Below are 17,185 nucleotides of genomic sequence, written 5' to 3'. Positions count from 1 at the left end.
GCGTGAGGATAAGGCCAAGTCCATCGCCGCTTAGTCTAATATCAGCGTGACAAGCTTGTGAAGGCGAGAGCGCCGGCTGCATGGTCGCGGCCGGCGCCTATCCCCCGGCGATGGGACGGGCACGCCGCGTGCATCGCGCCGCATCGGCTCTTTGCCCAAAGCCGCTTCCCTCCCTTTCGGGCCGATGCGCCGAGAATCGTCCCTCCGCACGGTTTCGCCCCATTGCGGGAGCAGGAGGGCCCGAAATCCCGGCCGATGCGCGCCGCGCGCAGGCCTCGCTCCCCTTCGGCCCCTCGGCGGCGCGGGACGCGGCCCTAGCTGTCGGCCTCATGGTGGGCTCATGCCGCCCCGGCCGCCCGACGAACCCGATTCCTCCGGCAAAGGATGACGATGCCTCGATTGCTCCCCGGCCTCCGCCGCCTCGCCCGCAGCGCCGCCCTGATCGCCGCCCTCGGCGCCAGCGCCCTGCTACCGAACGCGGCCACGGGCCAGGGGCAGCCGGCGCCCCCCGCCGCCCCGCCGACGGCTCCAGCGCCCGCGCAGAAGGCCGCGCCCCAGGGCGCGCCGCCGCAAGCCCAGGCGCCCGCACCGGCCCCCGCCGCAAAGCCGGCGGCCCCGAAGACGCCGGCCTCCGAGGCGCTGCAGACGGTGCGCGACCGCCTGGAGGAGATCAAGACCGACCTCGAAGCCCGCGAGAAGGCGATCACCGGCCCGAATGTCGGCCCCGGCGACCTCACCCGCGCCCGCGACGGCCTCGACGGGCTCGCCGACCGGCTTCGCGCGATCGTCGACGCCCTCGGTCCGCGCCTCGACGCCGCCCGCGAGCGCCTGGAGCAGATCGGCCCGAAGCCTAAGGAGGGCGAGGAGGGCGAGGACGTGGCCCGCGAGCGGGCCGAGCGCGAGCAGGCGGTCAACGACGTCGACGGCACGCAGCGCCTCGCCAAGTCGCTCCTCGTCCAGAGTGACCAGATCGTCGACCAGATCGCCAACCGCCGCCGCGCCGCCTTCACCCGCGGCCTGTTCGAGCGCGCCTCTTCGCTGCTGAGCCCGGACCTGTGGATGCGGGTCGCCGCCGACATTCCGCGCGACGTCACCTCGCTGCGCTCCGGCTTCGACGACACCGTGACGCTGTTCCGGCGCAACGGCACCCTGTGGAACCTGCTGGTGCTCGGGCTCGCCTTCGGCCTGTCCTTCGCGCTCTATTTCGGGCGCCGCAACATCGCCCCCCGCCTCGGGCGGCGCGACACGGCGGTCACCGATCCCTCGCGCCGCCGCAAGTTGCTGGCGGCGTGGCGGGTGCTGCTGCTCGGCACGCTGCCGGCGGTGGCCGGCAGCTACGCGATCTACTACGCGCTCGACGCCACCGAACTCCTGCCCGCGCGCTTCCTGCCGGTGGCGAGCGCCATCGTCGGCGGCTTCGCCTTCGTGGCCTTCGTCCAGGCGACCGCCGACGCGCTGCTCGCCGTCGGCAAGCCGGCCTGGCGCCCGGCCCCGGTCTCGGATGCCGCCGCATGGCGCATCTCGGCGCTCGCCGTCTCCATCGCCGTCGTCATCACCGTCTCGAAGTCGGTGGAGGCGCTGAACTCGGCGATCTACGCCGCGCTGCCGATCTCCATCGCCACCCGCGGCCTCGGCGCGGTCGCCGCCGCCGCGTTGCTGGCCATCGGCCTCCACCGCTTCGCCGACACCGCGGAGAAGGAGGAGGAGTGCTTCGGCCCCTACGTTGCCGCCGATGCCTCCAGCGGCATCGGCGGCCCCCTGCGCCTCCTCGGCTGGGCGGCCGCGGCGGTGATCGCGGTGGGGCCGCTCGTCGGCTACGTCGCGCTCTCGGCCTTCCTCGTCGATCAGCTGATCTGGGCGGCGGGAATCATCGTCCTCCTGTGGCTGCTGATGGCGAGCGCGGAGACGCTGATCGGCGGCTCCTTGAGCGGCGAGACGCGGCTCGCCACGACGCTCCAGGCCAATACGGGCCTGCGCCGACGCTCCCTCAACCAGATCGCGGTGCTGGCGACGGGCGCGGCGCGGGTGCTGCTGATCGCCACCGCGGCCCTGCTGATCCTGGCGCCCTGGGGCTTCGATTCGACCGACGTCTTCGCCTCGATCCGCACCGCCTTCTTTGGCTTCAAGATCGGCGACGTCACGATCTCGCCCTCGGCCATCGTGCTGGGCATCACCATCTTGGGCGTCGGCGTCTTCATCACCCGCGCCACCCAGCGCTGGCTGGAGAACACCTACCTCCCCGCGACCGACCTCGACGCAGGCCTGCGCAACTCGATCTCGACGGTGGCCGGCTATGTCGGCTTCCTGCTCGCCCTGGCGCTGGCCTTCTCGTATCTCGGCCTCTCCCTCGAGAAGCTGACGATCGTCGCCGGCGCGCTCTCCGTCGGTATCGGCTTCGGCCTGCAATCCATCGTCAACAACTTCGTCTCGGGCCTGCTGCTCCTGTGGGAGCGCCCGATCCGCGTCGGCGATCAGGTGCTGATCGGCGATTCCGAGGGCATCGTGAAGCGCATCTCGGTGCGCTCCACCGAGATCCAGACCTTCGACCGCTCGGCCGTGATCGTGCCGAACTCGAACCTGATCTCCGGCATCGTCAAGAACCGGGTGCGCGGCGACCGCACCGGCCGGGTCATCATCTCGGTCAGCGTCCTGCGCAACCAGGACCCGGTGCGCGCCGCCGAGATGCTGGTGGAATGCGCGAGCGCACACGCCGACGTGCTCAAGCAGCCGCCGCCGCGGGTGGTGTTCAAGAAGATCGGCGATCCCTTCCTCGAATTCGATCTGATCGCGATGATCGTCGACGTGAACCTCAGCCAGAAGGTCCAGAGCGACCTGAACTTCTCCGTGTTCAAGGCGCTGTCGGACGCCGAGTTCATCCCGGCGATGGGCCCGGCCTCAAGCTTCATCACGGTGCAGGGTCTGGAGCCGGTGCGCGACGCGCTCGGACAGATCGCCCACGCGGTCGGCACGTCGCAGACGGCCGCCGTGGCCGATCCGGCCCCCGGTTCGCGCGAGGAATCGCGCCGCGGGGAGGGCCAGTGGGAGGCGGGACGGCGCAAGCTCGGGCAGACCTCCTGAGCCTTGAGCCTCTTGAGCAAAAGCCCGGCCGTTCCCACCTGAGCCCATTGCCCATGGGACATGGCTTCGTGCTCGGACGTCCGCCTGCCTTCGCCGCGACCGCGGCTCTCGCCCTCGCGGCCCTGCTTCAGGGCTGCGCGGGCCGAACGACGCCGGACGCCGGGCTGCCGAGCCTGTACCTGCCGCTGACGACCGCCTCGACCGCCCTCGACGCCGGGGCGGCGCGCGACATGATCTCGGCCTATCGCGGCAACAACGGCGAGGCCCCGCTCCGGCTCGACCCGGACCTTCAGCGCCTCGCCGAGGCCGAGGCCGCGTCGATGGCCGCCGCCGATCGGCCGAGCAGCAACCGCACCGTGCGAAGCGCCGTGACGCGGCTGGGCTACGAAGGCGCCGACGCCAACCTCTCGGCCGGCTACCACACCCTGGCCGAAGCGTTTTCGGGATGGCGCGACAGCCCTCCGCACCGCGCCGTGATGCTGAACGCGGGCGCGACCCGCATGGGCATCGCCACTGCCTACGCGCCGGGCTCGAAATACAAGGTGTACTGGGCGCTGCTGGTGGCGAAGTAGCCGCTCCTCGGGGAGCCGCTACGGCAGCGACTTGCCGTTCGGCGTCGGCGGCGCCTCGGCCAGCAGCGTCACCGTCACCCGGCGGTTGGCCGCGAGATAGGGATTGTCGGGAAACATCGGCTCGGTGTCGGCCTTGCCGCTCACCGAGGCGAAGCGGTCGTCGGACAGGCCGGCGCCGGCCAGGATCTCGCGCACGCTGAGCGCGCGGTTGGCCGACAGCTCCCACGGCGGGGCCGTGTCGCGCGAGCCCGGCCGGGGCGTCGCGGTGTAGCCCGTCACGACGATGCGGTTGGGCAGCCGCGCCAGCGTCGGCACCAGCTTCTCCAGCAGGCGCCGGGTGCGGTCGTAGGGCCGGGTCGATCCTTCGGGGAACATAGAGCGCCCGTCCTGATCGACGATCGCCACGTCGAGCCCGCGCCGGGTCGGCGAGATGATGATGTTCTTCGAGAGTTCGGCCACCTCCGGCATGTCCTGCATCGCCTGGCGCAGCGAGGCGGCGGCCTGCCCGAACGCTTCCGGATAGCCGCGGTCGGGGATGCCGTCGTCGAGGCCGCTGTCGACCTGCGGCGGGGTGGTGCGGTCGGAGGCCCGCTCCGGCGGCACGTCGCGCAGGTGCTTGAGCTTGTCCGCGGTCGGCAGGCCCTCCTGCTCGATGATGCCGGCGAACTTCGATTCCTTGTTGGTGCCGAACGCGTCGCGCATCGAGCCCGCCACGACCTGGAGCTTCTTCTGGTCCTGGGTCGAGTAGGCGGCGATCATGACGAAGAAGCTCATCAGGAGCGCCATCAGGTCGGCGAAGGTCACGAACCAGCCGTGACCGCCATGCGCGCCGCCGCGCTTCTTCTTGGCCACGTCCCTCTCTCCTCAAACCGGACCGCGATGGTGCCTCACCATCGCGGTCTGCCGGCGCAAACGCGCCGCGGCGGCCGTCCGCCGGACGCCCCGCGGGAGCGGGGCACATGAAGATCAGGCCGCTTCGGCGACGAGGTCGGCGCGGTGGTTGGCCGGGAGGTAGGCGATCAGCATCTCGCGCACGAGTGAGGCGCTCTTCTGGTCGCGGATCAGCAGGATGCCGTCGATGATCAGGGAACGCGACACGTCCTCCTCCTCCAGCTTGACGTGGAGCTTGTCGGCGATCGGCAGGGTGATCATGTTGGCGATCAAGGCGCCGTAGAGGGTCGCGAGCAGGGCGGTCGCCATGGCGGGGCCGAGCTTCGACGGGTCGGACATGTTGGCGAACATCGTCACCATGCCGAGGATGGTGCCGATCATGCCCCAGGCCGGGGCGCAGTCGCCGAACGCCCGGTAGATCTTCGAGCCCTCGTCGAGGTGCATCAGGAAGTTGTCGCGGTCGCGCTCCATCGTGTCGCGGATGAAGTCGCGGTCGTAGCCGTCGGCGATGTAGCGCGCGCCCTGGGCCAGGAAGGGATCGGAGATCTCCATGTTCTCCAGCGCGATGGGCCCGCTCTTGCGCACCACCTCGGCGATCTTGGTGATCTCCTCGATCAGGTCGTGCGGCTTGATCGCCCGCATGGTGAAGGCGTAGCGCAGGCCCATCGGCAGGCCGTGCAGCATGGTCGAGAAGGGAAACCGGATCATCGTGGCGGCGACCGCGCCGCCGAAGATGACGATCACCGCATGCTTGTCGAAATAGGCGGCGAAGTTGCCGCCATCGATCATGATCAGGGTGAAGACGACGCCGACGCCGCCGACGAGCCCGATACCGGTTGCGAGATCCATGAGACGCGACGCCCGATCCTGCCCGCCTGCGGGCACTCGTCACAGATCTAAAAAAACAGCCTGAAGGAACCGTAAAGGACGTTGCCGAAGCGCTCGCGCCCGCGTCATGTGCCGTTCAGGGGAAGCGGGGCATAAGTCCCGCACCGATGGTCCGAAAACCCGCCTGAGCGGAGCCGGATCGCCGGGGCCGGGACCTGTCCCGGCGGGTCTCAAGAGCCCGGAGCCGAGGATACGGCCGGCCGGGACGGGAGCGAAACGCAGATGTCGATGATTCGTCTCTACGCGCGGGTGCTGGGCCTGCTCGGGGCGGAGAAGCGGCTGGCCGTGGGTCTGATCCTGGCCAACGTCGCCCTCTCGGTCGCGGCCTTCGCCGAGCCGCTCATCATGGGCCGCATCATCGACGGGCTGACGCACCTGTCGAAGGAGGCGCCCGCGATCTCGCTCGCCCCGTGGATCGTGGCCTGGGTGGTGTTCGGCCTGTTCACCATCGGCGCGGGCGTGGCCATCGCCCTCCATTCCGACCGGCTGGCGCACCGCAACCGGCTCGCCACCATGGCGAACTTCTTCGAGCACGTGCTGGAGCTGCCCATCGCCTTCCACTCCTCGAACCATTCGGGGCGGGTGCTGAAGGCGATGCTGGAGGGCACCAACGGCATGGCCTGGATCTGGCTCAACTTCTTCCGCGAGCATTTTTCCGCGCTGCTCTCCGTCGGCGTGCTGCTGCCGCTGACGCTGTTCGTGAACTGGCGCCTCGGGGCGATCCTCGTCGTGCTGGTGCTGATCTTCACGGCGCTGGCGAGCTATGTCCTGCGCCGCACCGAGACGCTGCAGGGCGAGGTCGAGGAGTACCAGTCGGGCCTCGCCGCGCACGCCTCCGACGCGCTCGGCAACGTCGCCGTCATCCAGTCCTTCACCCGCGCACGGGCCGAGAAGGAGGCGATGCGCTCGATCATCCACGACCTGCTCAAGGTGCAGATCCCGGTCCTGTCGTGGTGGGCGCTCGCCAACGTCGCCACCCGCGCGTCCGGCACGCTGACCATGACGGCGATCTTCATCACCGGCATCATGCTGCATCAGAAGGGTGCCGCGACGGTGGGCGAGATCGTCGCCTTCATGAGTCTGGCCACCATGCTGGTGACCAAGCTCGACCACGTCGTCACCTTCGTGAACGGGGTGTTCATGCAGGCGCCGAAGATGCGCGAGTTCTTCGAGGTGCTCGACACGGTGCCGACCGTGCGCGACCGGCCGCACGCCAAGCCGCTCGCCCGGCCCGAGGGCGCGGTGGAGTTCGAGGACGTCGCCTTCTCCTACGACGGCCGCCGCCAAGCCCTCGATGGCGTCTCGTTCTCGGCCAGGCCCGGCGAGACCGTGGCGCTCGTCGGCACCACGGGGTCCGGCAAGTCGACCACGCTCGGCCTGCTGCACCGGACCTTCGACCCGGACCAGGGCGCCATCCGCATCGACGGCACCGACATCCGCGACATCGGCCTCTCGTCCCTGCGCCACAACATCGGCGTGGTGTTCCAGGAGCCGATGCTGTTCAACCGCTCGATCCGCGAGAATCTTCAGGTCGGCCGCCCCGACGCCACGGACGCCGAGATGCTCGACGCGCTGGAACGCGCCCAGGCCGGCGAGTTCATGGCCCGCCAGTCCGACGGCCTCGACACCGTGATCGGCGAGCGCGGTCGCTCGCTGTCGGGCGGCGAGCGCCAGCGCCTCTCGATCGCCCGCGCGCTCCTGAAGAACCCGCCGGTGCTGATCCTCGACGAGGCGACGAGCGCGCTCGACGCCGCCACCGAGCGCAAGCTGCAGCAGGCTCTGGAGACCGTGATGGAGGGCCGCACGACCTTCGTGATCGCCCACCGTCTCGCGACGATCCGCAACGCCGACCGCATCCTCGTGTTCGAGCACGGGAAGATCGTGGAATCCGGGACCTTCGACGAGTTGGTCGCGCAGGGCCACCGCTTCGCCGACCTCGCCAAGGCGCAGTTCATGGCCGCGCAAGCCGAGGACGACCTGCCGCTGGCCGCCTGATCCGACGCAAGAAAACGGCCCGCCTTCGTGAGAGGGCAGGCCGGATCAGGGGAGGTTTTCGCAGGAGAGTCTTGATGGAAAGCGCGGGGAACATGAACGGTTCCCCGACGAACCATCCAAGAATGTTGAAACGTCGCATCTCGGCCGGTGCGCAACGGCGCTTCCCGCGGGCCCGGGGCGTGCTATAGGGCGCGCCCCAACCCCACTTCCGGACCGCGATGCCGCCGATCGTCTCGATCGAGAACCTGTCGAAGGTCTACGCCTCCGGCCTCCACGCCCTCAAGGACGTGAACCTCGCGATCGGCAAGGGCGAGATCTTCGCTCTGCTCGGGCCCAACGGGGCCGGCAAGTCGACGCTGATCAACACCGTCTGCGGCATCGTCACGCCGAGTTCCGGCTCGATCCGGGTCGGCGGCCACGACAACCGCACCGATTACCGCGCCGCCCGCCGAATGATCGGGCTGGTGCCGCAGGAACTCACCACCGACGCCTTCGAGAAGGTGTGGGACACGGTGAGCTTCAGCCGCGGCCTGTTCGGCTTGCGTCAGGACCCGGCCCATATCGAGCGGATCCTGCGCGACCTCTCCCTCTACGAGAAGCGCGACAGCCGCATCATGCAGCTCTCCGGCGGCATGAAGCGGCGCGTGCTCATCGCCAAGGCGCTCGCCCACGAGCCGCAGGTGCTGTTCCTCGACGAGCCGACCGCGGGCGTGGACGTGGAGCTGCGCCAGGACATGTGGCGCCTCGTGCGGCGCCTGCGCGACCAGGGCGTCACCGTGATCCTGACCACGCACTACATCGAGGAGGCCGAGGAGATGGCCGACCGGGTCGGCGTGATCCGCAAAGGCGAGATCATCCTCGTCGAGGACAAGGTCGAGCTGATGCGCAAGCTCGGCAAGAAGCAGCTCACCCTCCACCTCGCCGAACCGCTCGCCGCCCTCCCGGACAGCCTCGCCGGCTACGCGCTGCAGATCGGGCCGGGGGGCCGCGAGATCGTCTACACCTACGACACCCAGCGCGAGCGCACCGGCATCACCCGCCTGCTCACCGATCTCTCCGCCGCCGGCATCGGCTTCACCGACCTCGACACCAGCCAGAGCTCGCTGGAGGAGATTTTCGTCGATCTCGTCCGCGAGCGCGCATAAGGCTCCAGCCATGAACCTGCCGGCGGTCCTGGCGATCTACCGCTTCGAGATGGCGCGCTTCTGGCGCACCGCGCTCCAGAGCATCGTCGCTCCCGTGATCGCGACCTCGCTCTACTTCGTGGTGTTCGGCGCCGCGATCGGCTCGCGGGTCGAGAGCGTGGACGGCATCCCCTACGGCGCCTTCATCGTGCCGGGGCTGATGATGCTCTCGCTCCTGACCCAAAGCATCTCCAACGCCGCCTTCGGCATCTACTTCCCGCGCTTCTCCGGCACGATCTACGAACTGCTCTCGGCCCCGATCGCGCCGTTCGAGGTGGTGCTCGGCTATGTCGGCGCGGCGGCCACCAAGTCGATCTTCATCGGCCTCGTCATCCTCGCCACCGCCGCCCTGTTCGTGCCGCTGCACATCGAGCATCCGGTCTGGATGGTGGCCTTCCTGCTGTTGACGGCCGTGACCTTCAGCCTGTTCGGCTTCGTCATCGGCCTGTGGGCGGACGGGTTCGAGAAGCTTCAGCTCGTGCCGCTCCTCATCGTCACGCCGCTGACCTTCCTCGGCGGAAGCTTCTACTCGATCGAGATGCTGCCGCCGTTCTGGTACGCCGTCAGCCACGCCAACCCGGTGGTCTACCTCGTCAGCGCCTTCCGCTGGGCCTTCTTCGGCAAGGGCGACGTGGCGGTCGGCGTCAGCGTCGCGGTGACGTTTCTGTTCCTGGCGCTCTGCCTCGGGCTGGTGACGTGGATCTTTCGGACCGGATATCGGCTCAAGAGCTGAAAGCCGACGATCCCGCCTCGCAATGACGGCGTGAGGCAGCGGCCGACGCGATTCGTCGGACGTGTTCGACGCCTTGCGATGACGGTGAGGGTCCAAAAACCCTACTTGCACTCCTCCCGGGCCCGCTTCAGCGCCTCGGCGAACCCACCCATCGCGTACTCGTCCTGGGTCGGGTTGCCTCGCTGGGAGGTGGTACGGACGGTGGCGGTCTGGGTGCGGCTCATCTCGGCGACGATGCGCGGCTCCTCGGCCTGGTTCTGCACCCAGGCGTTCTCGTCCTTGACGACGAGGCCGTAGCGGGTCGCGCCGACGGTCAGATACGGGTCGCTCGGGGCGGCGGCCGCGCCCGGCTTGGCTTGCGCCGCCGCGGGCTTCGGCTTGAAGCCGAGCATCACTGCGATCTCGCTCTGCGCGCCGCCCTTGGCGAAGGAGACGAACAGGAAGCCGGTGTCGCGGGCGAGCGATTTCGGGCTGCGCGTCGTCGGCTGGGCGATGGCGTAGCAGAGCTTGTCGCGCGCCTGCCCGCCATTGGTGAACACGTTCCAGTCGCCGAACACCGCGAGCGGCACCGCCTGCTGCATGCCCGGCGGCAGGGCCGCGCTCTTCGGCTGTTGCCGACGCCCGCGGCGGCCGCGCCGCCCTTCCTCCGGGGCCGCTTCGGCCGCTTGCGCCTCGGCGGCGGCCTGCGCATGGGCGCGCTCTGCCGGCATCGGCACGAGCGACGCGCCGGCGGCGATCAGCCAGGGCGCGAGCAGGACGGGGAGGGCGGTCAGGAGGGTCGGGAGGCGGGTCCGCTGCATCTCACGCTTTTTCCGGTCGAACGAACGGCTCCGCTCGCCTTCTCTCGCGGCAGCATGATGGCCGCGGGCGGGATGGGAAAGTCCCGCCGGCCCGGCATCAACCTAAAAACAGCCGTTTCAGGCCGCGCGGATCTCGGCGGCGAGCGCCGCGGAGGCGATGGCGGCTACCGGCAACGCGATCTCCGGCAGGACCACCAGTTCCACCACCGGCGCCGGCTCGGCGGGCTTCGGGGCCGCCGGCTTCTTCACCGGGTCGTTGTAGGGCGTGTTGTAGGCCTTCACGATCGAGGCCCAGAACGCGTCGCGCTGGGCGACAGAGAACCGGGCCAGACGGGCTTCGATCGCCTCCCGCGCCGCCTGCGCCAGGGCAGGGGTTTCCTCGACCGTGATCCAGCTCTCAACATTCATCGACGGGACTCCGCGGGTTCGAGCGTCCGGATAGCCAAGCTCCCCGAGCGCATCGGCTTTCTCTGACAAGCCGGCGACCACCTTGTCAGACCGATGCTCTAGCTAAGCTCAGCTGGCCGTTCCATGAACGCCGCACTTTCCATGCCCGTTCCCGCGCCGCCGTCCACCTTCTCCACAGGTGCCAGTTTCGCGAGCCAGGCCTGCGCCTGGACCCGGACGTTGTCCGGCGCGGTGCCGCCGTAGCTGGTGCGGCTCGCCACCGAATTCTCGACGCCGAGCACGGCGAACACGGCGTCGGTGATCTGCGGCTCGATTTCCCGCATCGCGTCGAGCGGAAGCTCCTCCAGCCCGACGCCGCGCTCGGCCGCCGCGGCGACGACCCGACCGGTGACGTGGTGGGCCTGCCGGAACGGCATGCCGAGTTCCCGCACCAGCCAGTCGGCCAGATCGGTGGCGGTGGCGTAGCCCGAGCCCGCGGCGCACTTCAGCGTCTCGGTGACGGGCTCGAGATCGCGCACCATGCCGGTCATGGCGGCCAGACACAGGGAGAGCGACTGGAGCGCGTCGAAGGTGCCCTCCTTGTCCTCCTGCATGTCCTTGGAATAGGCGAGCGGCAGCCCCTTCATCACGATGAGCAGGCCGGTCAGCGCGCCGACGATGCGGCCGGCCTTGGCGCGCACCAACTCGGCGGCGTCGGGGTTGCGCTTCTGCGGCATGATCGACGAGCCGGTGGTGAAGCGGTCGGACAGCTTCACGAAGCCGAACTGGGCCGAGGTCCACACCACCAGCTCCTCGGCGAAGCGCGAGAGGTGGACGGCGCAGATCGAGGCGGCGGCGAGCGATTCGAGCGCGAAGTCGCGGTCGGCCACCGAATCCAGGGAATTCGCCGTCGGCCGGTCGAAGCCGAGCGCGGCGGCGACCGCGTGCCGGTCGATCGGGAAGGAGGTGCCGGCGAGCGCCGCAGCGCCGAGCGGGCACTCGTTGAGGCGCGCGCGGGCATCGCGGAACCGGCCGCGGTCGCGCGCCAGCATCTCGACATAGGCGAGGCAATGGTGGCCGAAGGTGACGGGCTGGGCCGATTGCAGGTGGGTGAAGCCCGGCATCACCGTTGCGGCGTACTTCTCCGCGCTCTCGGCCAGCACCCGCTGCAATTCGGCGACCTGCGCGTCCAGCGCATCGAGGGTGTCGCGCACCCACAGCCGCATGTCGGTGGCGACCTGATCGTTGCGCGAGCGGGCGGTGTGGAGGCGCCCCGCAGTTGGGCCGACGATCTCGGTGAGGCGGCTCTCCACCGCCATGTGGATGTCTTCCAGTTCGCGCCGATACGCGAATTCGCCGCGCGCGATCTCGGCCTCGACGGACTTGAGCCCGTCGGAAATCGCGGCCACATCGTCGGCCGGCAGGATGCCCTTCTTGCCCAGCATCGCGACATGCGCCAGCGAGCCGCGGATGTCCTGGGGCGCGAGGCGCCGGTCGAACCCGATGGAGGCGTTGATCTCCTCCATGATCTCGGCGGGGCCGCTCGCGAAGCGCCCGCCCCACATCCGGTTGCTCATGGCCCGTTCCACCTTCTCGACTGCGCGCAAAGGAGCCTGCCGGTGAGGGCAAACCCGACATTCCTGGCCGGCGGCGCGCTCGCCGCCGCGCTGATCGGCGGGTTCGCCCTATACGGGACCGGCCAGAACCTCGGCAACCTCGTCGGCCTCGGGCCCACCGGTCCCTGCGCGGAGGCCGCCCCCACCGCTGCCCGGCTCGCGCCACTCGCGCGCGGCGCAATCGCCGCCTTCGAGGCGTGGCCGGCGCCCAAGCCCGCCCCGGCGCTCGCCTTCAAGGGCCCGGACGGCGCTCCGACCGACCTCGCGGCGCTCGGCGGAAAGCTGCTGCTGGTGAACCTGTGGGCGACGTGGTGCGCCCCCTGCAAGGCCGAGATGCCGGCCCTCGACCGGCTCCAGGCCGAACTCGGCGGGGACCGCTTCCAGGTGGTGGCGATCAACGTCGAGACGCGCAACCTCGACCGGCCGCCGGCCTGGTTCAAGGCCAACGGCATCGCGGGCCTGACCTATTACGGCGACCCCGAAGGCAAGGTGCTGCCGGCGCTGCAATCGGCCGCCGGCTCGACGGGCCTGCCGACCACGGCCCTGGTCGACCCGAAGGGCTGCATGCTCGGCGTGATGAAGGGCCCGGCCGAATGGTCTGGCGAGGAGGGGAAGAAACTGATCCGGGCGGCCTTGGGCGAGGGAGCCTGATCGCACGGCATCGGTCGCATCCCCCGAGCAAGCGACCGAAAACCGGATTTGTCCGGCCCGATCTTGCTTGCCTCATCGAGCGAGACAGGGCACCGGAGCCCTATGAACGCGCCCCTCAAGCCCGTCCGCGCCTTGAAGCGTCCGCTCTCGGCGATCCGCACCGTCATGGCCAACGAGGCCGCGGGCGGCATCGTGCTCATGGTGGCCGCGGCGGCGGCGCTCGTCGTCGCCAACTCAGCCCTGGCGGAGAGCTACCACCACGCCCTGCACATCCATCTCGGGCCGCTGAGCCTGCTGCACTGGATCAACGACGGCCTGATGGCCGTGTTCTTCCTGCTGGTCGGGCTGGAGATCAAGCGCGAGGCCCTCGACGGGCGCCTGCGCACCTGGCCCGATCGGGTGCTGCCGGGGCTCGCCGCCGCGGCCGGCATGATCGCGCCCGCGCTGGTCTACCTCGCGTTCAACGCCGGCTCCGGCACCGCGCGCGGCTGGGCGATCCCGGCGGCCACCGACATCGCCTTCGCGCTCGGCGTCCTCGCGCTGCTCGGGCCCCGCGTGCCGATCTCGCTCAAGATCTTCCTGTCAGCGGTCGCCATCGTCGACGATCTCGGCGCGGTGATCATCATCGCCCTGTTCTATACGGGCAGCCTCGACGGCGTGATGCTGGCCTCCGCCGCCGGCGTGCTGGCGCTGCTCCTCGCCCTCAACCGCCTCGGCGTGCGGGCGCTCTCACCCTACCTGCTGGCCGGGCTGGCCCTGTGGTTCTTCGTGCTGCGCTCGGGCGTCCACGCCACCGTGGCGGGCGTGCTGCTCGCCCTGTTCGTGCCGATCCGCCCGAGCCCGGGACGGCCGGAGGACGTGGAATCGCCGCTGCACCGGCTGGAGCACGCCCTGAGCCCCTGGGTGTCGTTCCTAATCGTCCCGGTCTTCGGCTTCGCCAATGCCGGCGTCACGCTGCTGGGTCTGCCGGCCAAAGCGCTGCTCGATCCGGTGACCCTCGGCGTCGCGCTCGGCCTGTTCCTCGGCAAGCAGGCGGGCATCTTCGCCGCCGTGCGCCTCGCTGTGGCCACCGGGCTCGCAGCGCGGCCTGCGGGGGCGAACTGGGGGCAGGTCTACGGCGTGACGCTCCTGTGCGGCATCGGCTTCACCATGAGCCTGTTCATCGGAGGGCTGGCCTTCACCGACGGCTTGCACGAGACCGAGACCAAGCTCGGCGTGCTCGCCGGTTCGCTCCTGTCGGGTATCGTCGGGGCTGTGGTGCTCGTCCTCGCTCGACGGAGGTCGCCCGACGCTTGACGTCGCTTGGGCGCGCACGCGATGCCTCGGGTCGAGGAACGGAGCGTGAAGAAGGGGCGAATCAGCATGGCGGAGGATTTCGATACGCTTCCGCCGGACATCCTGGCCGCCATGGAAGGGGCGGAAGACATCGGCGAGGATGAAGACCGACCCTGCGTTGCGGCCCCTCTCCGCGAGGTGTAGCCCGGCTCCCATGCGACACTACCTCGGCCTCGCCACGACCTTCCACGATCCGGCGCTCGCCCTCGTCGGGCCGGACGGCGCCGTGCTGTTCGCCGAGGCCGCCGAGCGTTACCTGCAATACAAGCGCGCGCCGAACTGCGAGCCCGATCCCGGCACCCGCATGGCCGGGCTTCTCGGGCGCTATGTGCCGGAAGGCTCGGAGCTCGTCGTCGCCTCCTCCTGGGGCGAGCAGTTTTCGGATTTCCTGAAAGGTCAGGCGGCCTCGGGCGCCTTCGACTTGACGGCGCTCGCCGCCCACCCCTCGACCCTCAACCGCTCCTTCGTGCCGGAGCGGGCCGAGCGCGTCTTCATCGCCGATCTCCACGCCATGCAGGCGCGGGCCGGCTACGGCACGATGCTGGCGCTCGACAACGAAACCCGTGGGTTCGGCGGCAAGCCGCGCGCGGCGATTGCCGGGCAGCGCCGCTACGCCCACCACCTTTCCCACGCGGCCTACGCCCTGTGGGGCAGCCCGTTCGAGGCGGCGACGGCGCTGATCGTCGACGGCATGGGCGAGACCGGGGCGGCGGCGATCTACCGGCTGAAGGACGGGCGCATCGAGGAGGTGCGCCGCCATCGCGGGCGCGGCTCGGTGGGCTTCCTCTACGGGCTCGTCACGGATCTCGCCGGCTTCGACCAGATCAAGGGCGAGGAATGGAAGATCATGGGGCTTAGCCCCTACGGCCGCACCGACCCGGCGCTGATGGACCTGCTGCGCCGGCTGTTCTCGGTCGAGGGGGGTCGCCTGCGGTTCGCCGAGGCCGAGACCGTGCAGGCGGTCGCCGCCGAAGTGCTGGCGCGGCGGCCCGACGATGTCGGCGAGCAGGGCTGGGCCGACCTCGCCCGCTGCGGCCAGGACATCTTTTGCGAATTGATGGACGTGCTGGTGGCCGAGGCCTGGGCGCTGGCGCCATCCGAAAACCTCGTGATCGCGGGCGGCTGCGGGCTCAACTCGTCCTATAACGGCCGCGTGCTCGGCCGCTCCGGCTTCCGGCGCCTCCACGTCCCCTCGGCGCCCGCCGACGACGGCAACGCCATCGGCGCCGCGTGGCTGGCGCTGGCCGAAGACGATCCGGATTGGAAGGGCCCGGCGGCGCAGGCGCGCCCGCTCACGCCCTATCTGGGTTCCGCCGTCTCGACCGAGCCCTTGGAGCGCATGGCCGCGTGGGAGCCCCGCGCCCGGCGCCTCGGCCATGAGGGCGTGACGCGGGAAGCCGCGAGAATCCTCGCGGAGGGGGGGCTCGTCGGCTGGGTGCAGGGTCGGGCGGAGTTCGGGCCCCGCGCGCTCGGCAACCGCTCGATCCTGGCCGATCCGCGCCCGGCCCACGCCAAGGATTCGCTCAACGCCAAGGTGAAGTACCGCGAGGCGTTCCGCCCGTTCGCGCCCTCGATCCTGGCCGAGGCCGGGCCGGACTGGTTCGAGGACTATTCCGACAGCCCCTACATGGAGCGCACGCTGGTCTGGCGCGAGGCGGTGCGGGCGCGGGTCCCGGCGGTGGTCCACGCCGACGGCACCGGCCGGCTCCAGAGCGTGACGGCCGAGCGCAACCCGCGCTACGCGGCGCTGATCGCGGCCTTCGCCGAACGCAGCGGCGTGCCGATCCTGCTCAACACGAGCTTCAACGTGATGGGCAAGCCGATCCTCCACACGGCGGAGGACGCGATCCTGATGTTCTTCACGACGGGCCTCGACGCCATCGTGGTCGAGGACTGGATCATGACGAAGACGGCGCCCGCTTGACGCGGACGCCTCTCGGCAACGGTCTTACTCGCAGACTTCGACGTTCCTGTAGGTGAACTCGATGTCGTTGAGCCACTGCTTGCGGCGCTCGTAGTGGCAGATCGGGCCGCGGCGCGGCGGCGGGGCGACGTAGACCGGCTCGTCCTCGACATAGACCGGGCGCGGGGCCGGGCGCGGCGGCGGGGGAGCGGCGCCGTTCATCAGGGCGCCGAGCGCGAGGCCGCCGACGATGCCGGCGGCGGCGCCGCCGATCAGGGCGCCGTTGCGGCCGTCGCGGGCCGAGGCCGGCGCGGCGGAGACGAGGGCGGCGACGACGAGGGCCGCGCAAGAACCCTTCCGGGCAAGGACGGAGACGGACACGGGACCAAGAACCTCCAGGGGACGCTCCCGTACAATGCCGCGCACGTGCTTAAGGATTGGCGAACGCGCGGGGCGGCGCCCGTTCACACGAGCGTGTCGAGGGCCGTCACGACAGTCCGGGGCGGCAGGTCGGGGTATTCGTCCGGCTGCTCGGTGCGGTTGACCCACACCGAATCGAAGCCGAAGGCGGTGGCGCCGGCGATGTCCCAGCGGTTCGACGAGAAGAACAGCACGCCCTCCCGCGCCGCCCCCAGCCGGTCGAGGACGAGCCGGTAGGCGGCGGGTGCCGTCTTGAAGGTGCGGACGGGATCGACCGAGAGCACCGCGTCGAGCCGCTCCCCGAGTTCGGCGGAGGCGACCGCCCGCGCCAGCATCGCCGCGTCTCCGTTGGAGAAGACGGCGGTCTTCAAGCCGGCGTCCCGCAGGCGCGCCAGCACGCCGGGCACCTCCGCGTAGGCATCGAGGTCGCGATAGGCGTCGAGCAGTTTTTCGCGCAACGTCGGGTCCACGTCCGGGTGCTTGGCCAGCGCGAAGTCGAGCGCCCGCTCGGTCAGCGTCCAGAACGGCTGGTAGCGGCCCATCAGCCCGACGACCCAGCTATATTCGAGCTGCTTGCCGCGCCACATCTCCGAAAACGCCTGCACCTTCGGGCCGATCGCCTCGGCGTGGCGGGCGACCGCGGAATGCACGTCGAACAGCGTGCCGTAGGCGTCGAACACGGCGTGGGTCTTGCCGGCGAGGAGATCGGGTCGGGTCATGCCCGCCATCTGT

14 protein-coding genes and 1 pseudogene are annotated in these 17,185 nt (G+C 70.3%); 8 read left to right on the top strand and 7 right to left on the bottom strand.

Translation table 11 applies throughout. The features are described from left to right. The first annotated feature begins 390 nt into the window (after nucleotides 1-390). Together HNR00_RS00825 and HNR00_RS00820 are read left to right on the top strand one after the other, a co-directional pair. Nucleotides 391-3,078, top strand: a complete 2,688-nt coding sequence (locus HNR00_RS00825) for a DUF3772 domain-containing protein (protein ID WP_312885984.1) — start codon at nucleotides 391-393, stop codon at nucleotides 3,076-3,078. Between the two features lie 53 nt (nucleotides 3,079-3,131). Then, a complete protein-coding gene (locus HNR00_RS00820) occupies nucleotides 3,132-3,650 on the top strand; it encodes a CAP domain-containing protein (RefSeq protein ID WP_183563338.1) in 519 nt (172 codons plus the stop codon). Nucleotides 3,651-3,668: 18 nt separating this feature from the next. On the opposite strand, the gene HNR00_RS00815 is transcribed toward HNR00_RS00820, so the two are convergent. After that, nucleotides 3,669-4,502 carry an OmpA/MotB family protein gene (locus tag HNR00_RS00815; protein WP_183563335.1) on the bottom strand — a complete coding sequence of 278 codons (834 nt, stop codon included), beginning with the start codon at nucleotides 4,500-4,502 and terminating at the stop codon, nucleotides 3,669-3,671. Between the two features lie 114 nt (nucleotides 4,503-4,616). After that, on the bottom strand, nucleotides 4,617-5,390 hold the full coding sequence (locus HNR00_RS00810) for a motility protein A (protein ID WP_183563332.1): 774 nt from the start codon (nucleotides 5,388-5,390) through the stop codon (nucleotides 4,617-4,619). A 261-nt stretch (nucleotides 5,391-5,651) separates the two neighbouring features. On the opposite strand from HNR00_RS00810, the gene HNR00_RS00805 reads away from it, so the two are divergent. The 3 genes from HNR00_RS00805 (at nucleotide 5,652) to HNR00_RS00795 (ending at nucleotide 9,341) form a co-directional block, all read left to right on the top strand. Continuing rightward, a complete protein-coding gene (locus tag HNR00_RS00805; RefSeq protein ID WP_183563329.1) occupies nucleotides 5,652-7,424 on the top strand; it encodes a glucan ABC transporter ATP-binding protein/ permease in 1,773 nt (590 codons plus the stop codon). Between the two features lie 218 nt (nucleotides 7,425-7,642). After that, the gene (locus tag HNR00_RS00800; protein ID WP_183563326.1) at nucleotides 7,643-8,569 is read left to right on the top strand and encodes an ABC transporter ATP-binding protein; all 927 of its coding nucleotides are present in this window, start codon (nucleotides 7,643-7,645) and stop codon (nucleotides 8,567-8,569) included. Nucleotides 8,570-8,579: 10 nt separating this feature from the next. Beyond that, nucleotides 8,580-9,341, top strand: coding sequence for an ABC transporter permease (locus tag HNR00_RS00795; protein ID WP_183563323.1), 762 nt, complete (start codon nucleotides 8,580-8,582; stop codon nucleotides 9,339-9,341). 101 nt (nucleotides 9,342-9,442) lie between these two features. Here HNR00_RS00795 and HNR00_RS00790 read toward each other — a convergent pair whose 3' ends face one another. From HNR00_RS00790 to argH, 3 genes and pseudogenes are all read right to left on the bottom strand, one after another. Continuing rightward, complete coding sequence (locus HNR00_RS00790; protein ID WP_183563320.1) at nucleotides 9,443-10,141, bottom strand: invasion associated locus B family protein; 699 nt, start codon at nucleotides 10,139-10,141, stop codon at nucleotides 9,443-9,445. A gap of 117 nt (nucleotides 10,142-10,258) precedes the next feature. After that, nucleotides 10,259-10,549 carry a hypothetical protein gene (locus HNR00_RS00785; RefSeq protein WP_183563317.1) on the bottom strand — a complete coding sequence of 97 codons (291 nt, stop codon included), beginning with the start codon at nucleotides 10,547-10,549 and terminating at the stop codon, nucleotides 10,259-10,261. Between the two features lie 167 nt (nucleotides 10,550-10,716). Then, nucleotides 10,717-12,105: pseudogene (gene argH, locus HNR00_RS00780) on the bottom strand (argininosuccinate lyase); the annotation flags it as partial. A 42-nt stretch (nucleotides 12,106-12,147) separates the two neighbouring features. Between argH and tlpA the strand changes: the two are divergent. From tlpA to HNR00_RS00765, 3 genes are all read left to right on the top strand, one after another. Continuing rightward, a complete protein-coding gene (tlpA, locus tag HNR00_RS00775; RefSeq protein WP_183563314.1) occupies nucleotides 12,148-12,795 on the top strand; it encodes a thiol:disulfide interchange protein TlpA in 648 nt (215 codons plus the stop codon). 102 nt (nucleotides 12,796-12,897) lie between these two features. Next, nucleotides 12,898-14,091 carry a Na+/H+ antiporter NhaA gene (gene nhaA, locus HNR00_RS00770; protein WP_183563310.1) on the top strand — a complete coding sequence of 398 codons (1,194 nt, stop codon included), beginning with the start codon at nucleotides 12,898-12,900 and terminating at the stop codon, nucleotides 14,089-14,091. Nucleotides 14,092-14,284: 193 nt separating this feature from the next. Next, on the top strand, nucleotides 14,285-16,054 hold the full coding sequence (locus HNR00_RS00765) for a carbamoyltransferase family protein (protein ID WP_183563307.1): 1,770 nt from the start codon (nucleotides 14,285-14,287) through the stop codon (nucleotides 16,052-16,054). A 24-nt stretch (nucleotides 16,055-16,078) separates the two neighbouring features. On the opposite strand, the gene HNR00_RS00760 is transcribed toward HNR00_RS00765, so the two are convergent. Further along, entirely contained in the window at nucleotides 16,079-16,414 is a 336-nt protein-coding gene (locus tag HNR00_RS00760) for a hypothetical protein (RefSeq protein WP_312885983.1), read from the bottom strand. Nucleotides 16,415-16,497: 83 nt separating this feature from the next. Then, nucleotides 16,498-17,172 carry a haloacid dehalogenase type II gene (locus tag HNR00_RS00755; RefSeq protein ID WP_183563304.1) on the bottom strand — a complete coding sequence of 225 codons (675 nt, stop codon included), beginning with the start codon at nucleotides 17,170-17,172 and terminating at the stop codon, nucleotides 16,498-16,500. Between the last annotated feature and the right edge of the window lie 13 nt (nucleotides 17,173-17,185).

This window comes from Methylorubrum rhodinum (assembly GCF_014199935.1).
Taxonomy (GTDB): domain Bacteria; phylum Pseudomonadota; class Alphaproteobacteria; order Rhizobiales; family Beijerinckiaceae; genus Methylobacterium; species Methylobacterium rhodinum.
This window is presented reverse-complemented; position numbering and strand designations above follow the sequence as displayed.

Coding starts and splice junctions, on each gene's coding strand:
- HNR00_RS00800 (WP_183563326.1), top strand. CDS start 7,643: ATGCCGCCGATCGTCTCGATCGAGAACCTGTCGAAGGTCTACGCCTCC.
- nhaA (WP_183563310.1), top strand. CDS start 12,898: ATGAACGCGCCCCTCAAGCCCGTCCGCGCCTTGAAGCGTCCGCTCTCG.
- HNR00_RS00785 (WP_183563317.1), bottom strand. CDS start 10,549: ATGAATGTTGAGAGCTGGATCACGGTCGAGGAAACCCCTGCCCTGGCG.
- HNR00_RS00795 (WP_183563323.1), top strand. CDS start 8,580: ATGAACCTGCCGGCGGTCCTGGCGATCTACCGCTTCGAGATGGCGCGC.
- HNR00_RS00765 (WP_183563307.1), top strand. CDS start 14,285: ATGCGACACTACCTCGGCCTCGCCACGACCTTCCACGATCCGGCGCTC.
- HNR00_RS00810 (WP_183563332.1), bottom strand. CDS start 5,390: ATGGATCTCGCAACCGGTATCGGGCTCGTCGGCGGCGTCGGCGTCGTC.
- HNR00_RS00755 (WP_183563304.1), bottom strand. CDS start 17,172: ATGACCCGACCCGATCTCCTCGCCGGCAAGACCCACGCCGTGTTCGAC.
- HNR00_RS00805 (WP_183563329.1), top strand. CDS start 5,652: ATGTCGATGATTCGTCTCTACGCGCGGGTGCTGGGCCTGCTCGGGGCG.
- HNR00_RS00790 (WP_183563320.1), bottom strand. CDS start 10,141: ATGCAGCGGACCCGCCTCCCGACCCTCCTGACCGCCCTCCCCGTCCTG.
- HNR00_RS00820 (WP_183563338.1), top strand. CDS start 3,132: ATGGGACATGGCTTCGTGCTCGGACGTCCGCCTGCCTTCGCCGCGACC.
- HNR00_RS00825 (WP_312885984.1), top strand. CDS start 391: ATGCCTCGATTGCTCCCCGGCCTCCGCCGCCTCGCCCGCAGCGCCGCC.